Genomic DNA, 12,837 nt, shown 5'->3' on the forward strand with positions numbered 1-12,837 from the left:
ATTTATAAACGTTATTTTTTCAAAGAATATTTATTTAACAAAACGATAATTAGCCATGATTACCTTTGATGATGTTAAAAATGCTGAGAAAATTATTGATGGAAGGCTGCATAGAACACCACTGGTTCATTCAAAAACCTTTAGTGATATGTTTAATGCAGATGTATATTTTAAAATGGAGATTTTTCAGAAGACAGGGTCCTTTAAATCCCGGGGAGCCTTTGTAAAGTTTGCATACTTAACAGAGGAGGAAAAGAAAAATGGCGTGATAACAGCCAGTGCCGGGAACCATGCACAGGGCGTTGCATTCGCTGCAAATGCCTATAATGTAAGGGCCACAATAGTAATGCCGGAGTTTACAACACCGGCCAAAATAAACGCAGTTGAATCATACGGTGGCCATGTAATACTTAAGGGATCAAGCTATGATGAGGCGCATGATTATGCTGTTAACCTTGGAGTTGAAAAGGGGATGACATTCATAGAGGCTTACAATGATGAGAAGGTTATTTCAGGCCAGGCAACAATAGGCAAGGAGATAATGGATGATTTAAATCCTGATGTAATTATAGTACCAATAGGTGGGGGCGGCCTTATTTCAGGAATATCGTTTGCAGCCAAATCTATGAATCCAAATGTAAGGGTAATAGGGGTTGAGTCTGAAAAGGCAGACTCCATGGTAAAATCACTAAAGGAGGGCAGAATAGTTTCCTACACAAGCAATGATACAATTGCTGATGGCATAGCTGTAAAGTACCCCGGGAATATCACATTTGAGATGGTTAAGAAATACGTTGATAATATTGTTACAGTGAATGATGAGGATATAGCATATGCACTTTTTAAATTGCTTGAAAGGGAAAAGGTTCTTACCGAACCCTCAGGTGCAGTGGGGCTTGCCGCATTGCTTGAAAACAAAATTGATGTTAAAAATAAGAAGGTGGCCATTGTTTTATCCGGCGGAAATATAAACTTCCTGTTACTCTCAAATATAATTTACCGCGCACTTGAAAGGGAGGATAAATTGATCAGGCTTGAATTTAAGCTTCCAGACCATCCCGGAATAATGATAAAGATAGTTAATGCAATTTCCAGTGTTGGTGCAAATATATACCATGCTGAGGTTGATAATCTTAAAAAAAATACACCAATAGGATATCAGAACCTTTTATTTACAGTAAATATTGTGGATAAAAAAAGGATTAATGAACTTCTGGAAAAGTTAAATAAACTTGGCTTTGAATATAATATTGTAAATTAATTTATATTGTATAATACCATTTATAAACACCCCTGGCCTGAATATATCCACCAAGAATATTGCTCTGATAAACACCGTATACGAGAACATATGAACCAGTTGCAGGAGCAGTGCCATTATAAAATACATCTATGGTGTTTCCGTAGTCATTAACTGTCATAAATGTCTTATTATTCACCGTTATTAATCCCGTAATATTTCCATATATATAATATGATTTTCCGTTATGCATTGAAGATTCTGAGGTGTTTAATGCCAGCGGTATTATACCATATGAAACAAGAATTATAATTATCAATATTGCAACATATATTATTTTTCTTGATGTTCTTTTTTTCATGCAATCTTTAAATAAATATCCATATATTAAATTAATGTATTATGGAAAACTCATTAATATTATCATATTTTTCAGGCGTTTCAACTATCCTATCTATAACAGCCCCTGGAATTTTATGTGCATATTTCATTAATTCCCTAATTTTATCCTCATCGCCGCATATCAACGATTCAACGCTTCCATCATCAAGATTTTTAACCCAACCATAGAGACCAAGTGATATTGCCCTTGCTCTTATATGGGCCCTGAAACCTATGCCCTGAACATTTCCATAAAAAATGACATGAATGCAATTCATAAATAATAATAGTAAATAAAAATAAATATTTTACACTAAATTTATATAAAAATTTTTTTTAGTTTTCCTTAACTGCCTTGTCCTCGACCTTTGTTTTGGCCGTTGATACTTTTGGCATTATTTTACCACTGCTGTAAAGGTATGCATATAATAACATCAGCAGAAGATAGAATATTCCTCCAAGTATGCTCAAATAGAAATTAAATGCAAGCATTGAATTGGGAGAGGCAAATGCATTAACAGGAAATGCCCCGCCTGCTATCTTTGTTACAGGTAATTCAAGGGATAGCATTGCAAAGGTCATTAATGTAAACCACAGTGGCTTATATGAAGCATACTCTGTCGTTGATTTCATCATATACATTACCGGTATTATTAATGTAAGTATTATTGGCACTGCAAGATATGCAGCCACTGAAACCTTATCTATATGTGCAATTTCCAGGTATGCATATGAATCGAGTATTAAACCGATAATTATTGTTGCTAATGGTACATAGCTTGTGTTTTTAACTGTCCTGTAAAAGACCTGCGACATGCCAAATGAGATGAATAGGGCGCCTATAAGGAATACCCAATAAACACCACTGCCAAGTATTGGTAAATAATTTATGTATGATGCATCGAGTGGTTTTAATACCAGATGTATGCCAAGGCCTGTCATTAATATTGCTATGGCAGTAACGAAACCAACAACCATCAAAAACGTTGTAACTGCATAGAACATGTACAGTGGTTTGCTGTCAACCTTCTTCCATATGAACTCAGCGTATATTATTGAAGCATTTCTAAGCACCAGTAAAAGAACGAACAGACCAACCACAGGTATGAACAGGTATGATGCTATTGGTGTAAGACTTGAATATATTAATTCTAACTCAACAACAAAGAACACTATCATTGTACCTGTAATTTCCCAGATTGGCACTATATGCTTTAACACGTTTTCCTTTGTTTTTTCATAGTTTATAAATATCGGGAATATTGCAATAAATTCTGATCCAAGGAACGCAAACATTGCAGCCAGAACCAGCTTAATGAATACCCCATCAGCATTCAAAAAAAATGAAGACATTTTATCTCATCCCCGCTTTTATTCCACTTATATTTTTCTTTTCCTCCTCTATTCCAAGATCCTGCTCAGCCTTTTTGAGATCATCCTCGATGTTGCTCAGTTTTAATACCTTTGCGTTAAAGTAGAATGTAAATGGTATTATTATGGCGTAAAACAGTATCACACCGACACCTATATACCATACTGCAGGTGAGTAGGATGCAGCCTGTGATAATGACATAACACCGTAGTACATATGGCCATTAACAAGTATTCCGCCTGGGGTTGGTGATTTTATAACGTATGGTACCCTGCCCACTTCAGCTGTCCACCAGCCATCCTCCATTGTAAACATACCAAGGGCGCCAAGGACAATAAATGAGTAAAGCACCCATTTCATGTTATAAACATTCTTTTTTAATGCCCTGAGTATCAGGAATACAAGCCAGAAGAAGCCCATTAGGACGCCAAAGCCGACCATCAGGTCAAGGAGATCATGCACGAATGATGGTGCCCATACGCTTGATGGATATGATGACAGACCCGGTATTGCGCCATGGCCAAGTGTCGTCGGATATGCAAGGAGTGACTGCGCCAGTGGTAATTTTAGATAATCTGCGGCATGACCGTTTATAATTATGCCGAATATATATTCGGGTGCACCGTATGTTACAGGATGCATGTCAAGCTCAAGTGATGCATATTTTAATGGTTCAAGGGCAAGAAGCGTTGATAATTCAAGTGATCCACTTATACCTATGAGTATAATATCTATTATGCCTATCACAGAAAGAATATTCATGGCGTTCTTGTCTATAATCTTTTCATCATCGTTTTTGGCCTTAAGATATTTGTATGCAAAGTAAGCAAGCAATGCCATTGCCCCCGCAAAATACATTGTGGTAAACATATGGAATAGCTGTGCCCCTGTTGATGGCTCATAGAATACCTTTAACGGGTTAACATCCTTAATTACACCATATTGCAGATAATACGGAATATTGAATGAACCTGTTGGTGTGTTCATCCATGCATTAACGTTTGTTATTAGCCATGCTGAGCCGCCTGTTCCTATAAGGACTCCCCAGCTGACAAGCCAGTGGTTCCAGCGGTTTTTAAAGTTGTCCCAAAAATAAACATATATCATTAATGTTATAGACTCTACTAGGAATGCAAAAACCTCTGCATAAAAGCTTGACATTGCAACAGCGCCAACGACCTCCATGAATTTGGGCCAGAACAGGAAGAGTTCAACGGCCATAAATACTCCCGAGGCGGTACCGACTGCAAAATTAATTACAAGTGCTATGGTGAGTTTATGTGCAAGGACCTCATAATGTTTATTTTTATATTTTAGTGCAATAAATTCAGATATTGTAATGAGCAGTGCCATTGCCAGTGTGATTGCCACCAACAATATATGCGCACTAACCGTGTATGCAAATATAGACGCATCCCAATTTATATACGAAATTGCCATATTAATCAAGAAAATAATTTTTGAACATTATATATCCGTTATTACTAACATATAAACTTTTTGTAAATGTAATTACTTTTAATATTGTTGACGCAAAAAAATAAAGGATTTTGATTTATAATAGATATTATGTGTTTATCACCTTTGCTTTGTCGCTAATACATATTAAATTGAATGTATTAGTTATAAAAATATTGTAATTTAATAAATTTTTTCATAAAACTAAAATCATATGACATCTAATATTTGCTTATTATTGTTATCACATCCTCATCATTAACCCTATAATCAAGGCCAACCTTTGCCTCTATTTTCCTTGATGGACCTGTGATAATTGCATATCTAAAATTTTCCAGCATTTCCCTGCTAATTTTACGGCATACGTCCCTTACAGTTGATCCTGAATTTAATATCATGGGACGCTCATAGTCAACGATTCCTGCCTTGTTCCTCATGTAAACCCTGACAAAATCAAGTGATTTGTATATTCTTTCCTTCAATTTTTCAATGTTATACATTGTTGCGGCCGAAACCTCAAGATAGTCTCCAAATTTTTCTATCTTATTCCTTAAGGTATTTTCATCGTGTGGCATATCCACCTTATTTACTACCATGATTGACTTAATATACACAATATTGCCCTTGAAAAAATCTATTAAATCATCAATGTCCACATTCTCCCTTATGTATATATCCCCATTTACGATCTTGAATTCCTTTGCTATGTCCCTTATGTCATCCACAGAAATGTCAACAAACTTTGGTTTATGTATTCTTAATCCCCCATAATTTGATTTTTTTAATGATATATCCTTTTTTCTTTTGTTTAATACTATTCCAGACTTGTACAGCTCATTTATTATCCTGTCAAGGCCCTTTGCCTCAATATCTGTTACAAGGACAATTAAATCCGCATTCCTGGCAGTGCTTATAATCTCACGGCCCCTGCCCGCTCCGAGTGCGGCATTGTCTATTATTCCAGGCAAATCCAGTATCTGTATCTGTGCGCCGTTATAGTTCAATGTTCCTGGAATTACATTTAATGTTGTGAATGCAAAGTTACCAACGGTGCTTTTTTTATTTGTCAGTGCATTTAATATTGAACTTTTTCCAACGTTTGGGTATCCAACAAGCGCAACTGTTGCATCACCACTTTTTGGAACTGAAAAACCGTATCCGGAGGATTTTTTATGTGATTCCTGTTCAAGTTCCAGTTTTGATATTCTCGCCTTTAATATACCTATATGCTTTTCTGTGGCCTTATTTTTTTGTGTTTTTTTAATTTCGTCTTCTATTTCCTTAATTCTTTCCTCTATGGTCATGATATCACTGTAAGCTCATATAAGAATATTGATTCAAAATCAAAATCCATGGACGCAATTTTTTTAAAATTATACCTATTATTATAATTTTTAATTAACAGGTTTATGTCGGTTAAATCTGATAATACAATGTAAATGTTTCCATGCTTTTCAAGATATTTCCATGCATCATTGAGAAATCTTGAAATAACCTTAAAGCCATCAGAACCACCAGACCACTGTGGGCTTTCTCCCTCCACCGGCAAATATGGTGGGTTAAAAATTATTGTATTATATTTCCCATTTACATTTTCAAAAAGATCTGACTCAATAACATTGATTCTTACATTGTTTTTTTCTGCATTGTGCTTAATTAATTTTATGGCGTCTTCAGATATGTCCGTTGCGGTAACAATTTTACCAAGGGATGCAAAATAAATTGATATTATGCCTGACCCAGCGCCTATTTCCAGCATTCTGGCGCCGGGATTTGCATGATCCATTACCATGTATGAATCCTCTGCAGGTCTATAAACTGAATCTGAATAATCCATGTCAAGCATATCCATAATAATATTAAATTAATATTTATATTTATTAATTTTAACCCGAAATAACATGGGAGGTCCCATTTTCCTTGACAACCTCATATGAATTATCGGCAACAGAGGTTAGCTCACTGTGATGTGTGATAATTATCATCTGCGGTATGTTGGTTTCACCCTTAAGTGAGTACTGTATTATATCCTTTAAGTTGTTTCTTCTGTCCTCATCAAGAAAATTTGTGGGCTCGTCCATGATAACAGTGCTGATTCTATCAAGGACATACTCCGCCACAGAAAGCCTTAGTGCTATTGCAAGGGCGGTTTTTTCACCACCAGACAGTGATTCCAGTGTTTGTTCCATTGAATTCTGTGATACCTTTATATTAAAGTTTTCATCTATGCTTATATCGTCAAAATCCAGATTAAATGACATTAAATATTTTCTTGTTAAATTTGTAATTGATGCCGATGCATCCTTTCTTATAAGGGCCTGGATCCCATTAACATCAAATGCCCCTCTTATTTTTTCAAGGTTAACAATTGCAGATCTTATTTTTTTAAGCCTTTCATAATCTCCTGAATATTTTTTTATTTCTAAATTATAATGATCTTTTTGCAAATTATTTGTATCCATTTTTGCAATTGCAAGATTTATTTTCCCTGAAAGTTCATCGTATTCAGCCCTTAACTCCGCATATTTATTTTCATCATTCTCAAGCAACCTTATTCGATCATTCTGATCTTTTAGATCTCTTATTATTTTGTTAAGGTCTTCCTCCATTGATTCCATATTCTGCTTATACATGTCTATTTTGGCCCTAATGGCCGATTCAAGTTTCTCATCGTCCATCAACTTTTTTAGTCTGGACTGAAGATCATATGTATTATTATAAACATTATAATCGGGAACAAAATTTAATTTACCCTCAATGTCTGATAGGTTTTTTATTATTTCATTAACCTCATTGTTATAATTATTAAATTCTTTATTTAGCTCATTTATGTCCATTGATTCCAAAAATCCCTTTAACCGGTTATATTCCTCCTCAGCCCTTTCACCGGCATTTATATCAGCCTCAAGGGCTTTTACCTCAGCCTCCAGCTGTTTATATGCATCGTACTGGGGTTTAAAAGCCTCCATTTCCCCTGTTAATTTATCCCTCTCTGAGGTCATAACAGAGATATCATGGAGCAATGCCGGTATTGCAGATGCATCGGCAGAGTTTAATGTATCATGCACTGTCTTTAGCCTTTTTAATTCATTATCTATCTCCTGGTTTCTTTCAACCAGTTTATTAAGCCTTTGAAAATTTTCACTTCTTTTTAAATTATATTCATTTAAAATATTTTTAATATGGTCATCTGTTAATTTTGACCCGCATAGGGGGCATACGCTTTTTCCCTGCAGGGTATTTATGTTTTGCTGCAATTCAATATTATCCCTATTTAATGATGCAACATCCTTTTTAATGGATATTTTCTCACGTTCAAGGTCTTCCATGTGGTTTCCTATTCTTAATTTTTCCTCCTCAATATTATCTGTATTTATGTTTCCCAGCCTGGCCTTTAGACTGTTAAGCTGAATTACCATGGATTTTTGCTGGTTCTTTATCTGTTCAATACGGTAAAGCATGTGCTCATATTCCCTAAAATTTACCTCATTTTGGGCCATCAGGGATTTTTTCTCATCCAGAAGTTTTTTGTTTCTTTCATATATTTTATGGCGCTGCTCAACAGCCTTTAAATTCTCCATATTTTTATTATATGTTTCAATTTTTGATGATATGTCAGATATGCTCTTTTGAAGTTTCTCCAAATCCCTTTTTTTAATAAAATATTCGTCCATAATTTTCCTCATGGAATAATATGGATTTTCCTCTATTTTTTTAATTTCCATGCTTAAATTGGCAGATTCAGATAGTTGATTGTTGAGTTTATTTATATCATTTTTAATTCTTTCAATGCTATTTTCAATGTCTGCCCTTCTTTTTTCATAAAACTTTATATTTTCCCTTAAACCATTTAACTCTTTTATATTTTTATCAAGACCATTGAGTTCTTCCTTTAAAGCCAGTTCGGCATTTTTCATTTCTTCAAGTTCCCTTGCTATATTCTGATTTTCATTTTCAAGATTTTTTATATTTTCTTTATATGTATCAATTTTTAATTCTGATGATAAATATTGTTCAGATTCTGATCTTAACATACCAATAATTTTTCCTATCTTATCGGCATTTTTTGACAATAATGTTAGGCCAATTATATCACTAAATACCTGCTTTCTCTCCTTTGGGGTTCCGGAGATCAGTGAATCCATCTGGCCCTGTTCAACAAAAACAGAATTTTTAAAAACATCCTTTGACACATTTAATATTTTTGAAATTTCAGATGTTACACCCTCATATGTTTCAGCTATTAACAATCCATTTTTTTTGGCATATGAAAGCCTTTCCAAATTTTTTGAACCCTTTATGCCAAGTGACCTAAAAATTTCATATTCATCATTGTTGATTCTAAATGTTATGGTTACCTCTGCGTTTTTTTTACCCTTTTTAATCATCTCTATGTTTTTTTCATTGTTTCTGGAGTCTGAAAAAAGTGCAAATTTCATGGCATCGAGTATGCTTGTCTTCCCCGCGCCGTTTTTGCCCGTAATAATATTTATCCCGGGGTCAAAGTTAATTTCACTATCCTCGTGAGATAAAAAATTTTTTAAATGAATTGATTCAATTATCATTGCCTATCCCCATTATATCCTTTATAAGTTTATATGCAGAATCCACATCCTCATTTTTGATCGTTTCAAATATTTTATCAGCAAGTTCAGCGGTATTTTTATCATTAAAATATGCATTAAAATAATCAAGAAGTTTGTTCATGTTTGGTTTTTCAACTATTTTTTTAATTTCCTTCTCAAAAAGTGGACCACGAACTATTATATCATTAATAGCCTTTATCTGTTTCCTGACAAGGTCTCTATCGCCTGAACCATGTATTGTGAGTGTTATCAGCGGCTTTTTGTCATTATCCCTTTTTTGATTAACTATGGATTTTAGATCATTTTGAAAATTAATGAAATCTGAATCTATTATATTCTGATATCTTGTTGATTTAAGCTTAATTTGCTGGACGCTTACATTTCCAGATGTAATTTCTACAAGATTTACCGACTTTTTATATTTTAGATAATGTTTTATTTCACTTGTGCTGTTTAAATCTGTGGAACCTGCATATGAGAAAACAGGATATCTATCATCGATTAAATTTGAATCGTGTATATGCCCAAATGCAAGGTATTTATAATTCTGGGGAAGCTGTGATGAATCCACCTCGCAGGCCTCTGATATGAAATATGGATAAACGCCCTGGTGGGACATTAATATTGAATTTTTATATTCTCCTGCAGCAACATTACCTTTTTTATACTCCTCCTCAATAAAATTTTTTCTTAATCCTTTCATATTGGAAAGGCCGGATATTAAGATGTCCTCGCCTGAATAGTTTACCTTTATATTTTCTATTGAATTTATACCAAGCAATTTAACGCCAAGAAAGTCAAAAATCCTTGAGGCAATCTCATCGGTCCTTTTCGGGCGGTCGTGGTCTCCCATTATAAGGTACATAATCTTACCATTGTTATATAATTTCAGTGCTGCCTTTTTAAATTCATTAAGTGCCCTGTTTGATGGCGACCATGTGTCAAAAAGATCACCGGTATGGACAAAAAAATCCACATGCTCATTTAGCCCTATATCTATTGCCTCATTAAATGATTCATAAAAATCATTCTCGCGTTCATCCATCATATATTCCTTATAACCTAGATGCGTATCAGATAAATGCAAAAATGTGGCCATTAAAAATCACCAAGGAGATTTTTATTTTTCTTTTTTATCTCATCAGGATTATTCATTTTTCTGACCTCATCGCGTGCCTCCTTTAGCAATGATATAATGTCTATGTCGGATCCTCCTGGCTTTGTTTCCCTATCCCTGACCTTTATAATTACAGGCATTTTAACTATTTCACCGACAATAATGGCCTCACCTGTATCTAGTGAGGGCAGATCCTCCATTAATGATTCTGTTATATTTTCACTGCTTTGAAGTATTGCGTTCTGGTCTATTGGATTTGTAACCCTCAATATAATCTGCGAATTACACTGGCTTAAAACATCAGCGTCTATTTTTCCAGGCCTCTGGGTTATTACTGTTAAAAATATTCCAAATTTTCTACCCTCTGCGGCTATTTTTTTGATCATCCCTGCTATGTTGCTATTTACCCTTGGCGGCACAAAGTTATGGGCCTCCTCAACAAAGATAAAAACAGGATATTTAAATTCAGATGATATTTTGGAATCGTAAATTTCACTTAAAATCCTGAATGAAAAATAATTTGCAAGGTACTGATCCATGCCCGAGAGATCGAGCACGGACATTTTTCCGGGGCCCAGATAATCCTTTATGCCTGTTGTGTAATCCGAAAATATTTCCCTTATTTTCTCAAGAAAAACCAGCCTCCCCTTAATTTTTCTGTAATCATCCTGTGGGAGCTTCTCGGCCGTATTCATAAAATCGTTTAAATCCTTTTTGCCCTTCATTGCCTTTAGAATATCATCGATTAATGGTGACATCTGTGTGTAATTATCCTTAATTCCCATAATACCCTTAATATCATCGGCTGTAAGGTCCTGAAACCTGATTGTAAATTCCTTTATAATTCCGATATCATCCCTTGAATATCTACCGGTGCTCAGCGGCGTTCGAAATACATCAATATTATCAGAGTAAATTTTTCCATCCCTGTCTTTTTTCATGAAAACATAATCGGCATGTGGGTCCAGAACTATTATTGATGCCCCCTTCTTTAAGAGTTCCTCCATAATAACAGATGCGGTGTGGCTCTTACCAGCACCGGTCTGTGCCAGAATTGCGAGATGACGCCTCATTCCCTTTATATTTATTGATACGGGCACACCAGTATCTGGCAGATTGCCAATGTATAAAGACTCTTCATCTGGAAATGAGAATAACTTTTTTAAAATGGCTGATGATAGTTTATATACCTTTAATCCCGGGGTTATTATTTCCCTGGATTGAACAAGATTGTCATTTTCAAGCCGGCCAAGAACATTGACATAACTCATGTTTGTTGAATCGTTTATTTTATTTTCAGTATACCTCTTTATGCTTTCGTAATCAATTGATTCGTCCATTAAATCGCTTTTCGAAACAATATCCTCTATTCTTCCTATAACGATGCTTCCGTTTATGTTAAGACCAACGTACTCCCACTTTTTAATATCTGCATTTTCAGATATGACAAACTGGAAGTGTCCTGATGAATTTTTACCGGCTGTAAAGCCTATTTCATACTCTAAGTCTTGCACGCCTTTCACCCCTGCTTTCATAAAATGTTATGCCTGTAATTTTTTCAAATGTTTTCATATAAAGATTTTCCATTTCATCACTTCTAAATTTTACCCTCTTATCAACATCATAAAGCCATATATTATATACCTTATATGAGGTATAACCATAAAATATTAGTTCAAGAATTTTTTGGTCAAGATTATACGGGCTGGCATTTTTTGTTTCCATCATTAATTCCTGTGATACGATCTGAACCTTCATTGGCAGGTCATCTGCCCTTGGAAGAACATCAAATGAAATATAATTAACATCTGTTCCAGAAAAATTTTGCCTGTATATCAATGGTGTGGTATAGCCGGTTCTATGCGCCAGGGATTTTATAATTAAATGGTCATTTGTATATTCCTTTTTAGCCTTTTTCACAATTTCATCCGGGTACATGCCTGGCTTAAGGTTCTCAAGCAGGAATTCCTTAAATGATTGTGAATAATTGCTTTTGGATATAAATATTAACCTAACATTGTTTTTAAAGGCCATTTGCAGCATTTTTTTAAGATTTTTAAAATAAATATCCATAAAATTATCATAATTTTCTATATCAAGGCCCTCATTTAAATGCGATATGCGACCCTTAAATGAACCGTCAATAAATATATATTCAGGTTTTTCAGTTTCAAGCAACTTTATTATGGATAAATGTTCCGAGTTTTCCATCAAAAGTATTGTAAAATTTCTTAACTTTAATGGATCAACGTAAACAGTGTCCATAAAAAAATCCTTGGTAAATTTTTCACCGTATATTGTGTATGCCCTTATTATAATTATGCTCTTTCCGTTGTATAGTGTCCTTACAAACTCTGAGCTGTCAGTTGCAGCCACATCAGCATTAATATTTCCCTTAAAATTAAAGTCAATAAAATTTTTATCAAAAACCTCCTGGTAAAGTCTGTAAAATTCTGAATTCTTTTCAAGGTCCAGTGATTTTATAATATTGTTTTTATTTTTATTTAAGAATTCCAGGAAATCTGAATATGTATCCATTGGATTACATTAAACGCAAATTTAACATAAACTTTTGCATACTTTTATTATTCCTGTGGATATTATTCAGCCTTTTATCCATAATCATATTTATTAAGAATTAATAATTTTAAAAATCAGGTGAAAAATTATATAAAATCATTTA

Annotated in this window: 11 protein-coding genes; 1 reads left to right on the forward strand and 10 read right to left on the reverse strand. The window is 34.3% G+C overall.

Annotated features, from left to right (window positions below; translation table 11 throughout):
• The first annotated feature begins 55 nt into the window (after positions 1-55).
• On the forward strand, positions 56-1,261 hold the full coding sequence (gene ilvA, locus AOG55_RS06860; protein WP_048100858.1) for a threonine ammonia-lyase: 1,206 nt from the start codon (positions 56-58) through the stop codon (positions 1,259-1,261).
• A 1-nt stretch (position 1,262) separates the two neighbouring features.
• On the opposite strand, the gene AOG55_RS06865 is transcribed toward ilvA, so the two are convergent.
• The 10 genes from AOG55_RS06865 to AOG55_RS06910 all read right to left on the reverse strand — a co-directional run bounded on the left by AOG55_RS06865 (position 1,263) and on the right by AOG55_RS06910 (position 12,692).
• On the reverse strand, positions 1,263-1,601 hold the full coding sequence (locus AOG55_RS06865; protein ID WP_055041075.1) for a hypothetical protein: 339 nt from the start codon (positions 1,599-1,601) through the stop codon (positions 1,263-1,265).
• A 31-nt stretch (positions 1,602-1,632) separates the two neighbouring features.
• On the reverse strand, positions 1,633-1,899 hold the full coding sequence (locus AOG55_RS06870) for an acylphosphatase (protein WP_048100856.1): 267 nt from the start codon (positions 1,897-1,899) through the stop codon (positions 1,633-1,635).
• A gap of 58 nt (positions 1,900-1,957) precedes the next feature.
• On the reverse strand, positions 1,958-2,974 hold the full coding sequence (locus AOG55_RS06875) for a hypothetical protein (RefSeq protein ID WP_048100855.1): 1,017 nt from the start codon (positions 2,972-2,974) through the stop codon (positions 1,958-1,960).
• A 1-nt stretch (position 2,975) separates the two neighbouring features.
• Positions 2,976-4,433: a cytochrome ubiquinol oxidase subunit I gene (locus AOG55_RS06880; RefSeq protein WP_048100854.1), complete on the reverse strand. Its 1,458-nt coding sequence runs from the start codon at positions 4,431-4,433 to the stop codon at positions 2,976-2,978.
• Positions 4,434-4,672: 239 nt separating this feature from the next.
• On the reverse strand, positions 4,673-5,755 hold the full coding sequence (locus AOG55_RS06885) for an OBG GTPase family GTP-binding protein (RefSeq protein WP_048100853.1): 1,083 nt from the start codon (positions 5,753-5,755) through the stop codon (positions 4,673-4,675).
• A complete protein-coding gene (locus AOG55_RS06890) occupies positions 5,752-6,303 on the reverse strand; it encodes a HemK2/MTQ2 family protein methyltransferase (protein WP_231563384.1) in 552 nt (183 codons plus the stop codon). Before AOG55_RS06890 ends, AOG55_RS06885 begins: the two co-directional genes overlap by 4 nt.
• Before the next feature lie 34 nt (positions 6,304-6,337).
• A complete protein-coding gene (locus AOG55_RS06895) occupies positions 6,338-9,016 on the reverse strand; it encodes an AAA family ATPase (RefSeq protein ID WP_055041076.1) in 2,679 nt (892 codons plus the stop codon).
• A complete protein-coding gene (locus AOG55_RS06900; RefSeq protein WP_048100851.1) occupies positions 9,006-10,136 on the reverse strand; it encodes a metallophosphoesterase family protein in 1,131 nt (376 codons plus the stop codon). The genes AOG55_RS06895 and AOG55_RS06900 overlap by 11 nt, the downstream gene beginning before the upstream one ends.
• On the reverse strand, positions 10,136-11,668 hold the full coding sequence (locus tag AOG55_RS06905; RefSeq protein ID WP_084779423.1) for a helicase HerA domain-containing protein: 1,533 nt from the start codon (positions 11,666-11,668) through the stop codon (positions 10,136-10,138). The genes AOG55_RS06900 and AOG55_RS06905 overlap by 1 nt, the downstream gene beginning before the upstream one ends.
• On the reverse strand, positions 11,649-12,692 hold the full coding sequence (locus AOG55_RS06910) for a DNA double-strand break repair nuclease NurA (protein WP_048100849.1): 1,044 nt from the start codon (positions 12,690-12,692) through the stop codon (positions 11,649-11,651). The genes AOG55_RS06905 and AOG55_RS06910 overlap by 20 nt, the downstream gene beginning before the upstream one ends.
• Positions 12,693-12,837 lie beyond the last annotated feature (145 nt).

The organism is Acidiplasma cupricumulans, from assembly GCF_001402935.1.
GTDB classification, from domain to species: domain Archaea; phylum Thermoplasmatota; class Thermoplasmata; order Thermoplasmatales; family Thermoplasmataceae; genus Acidiplasma; species Acidiplasma aeolicum.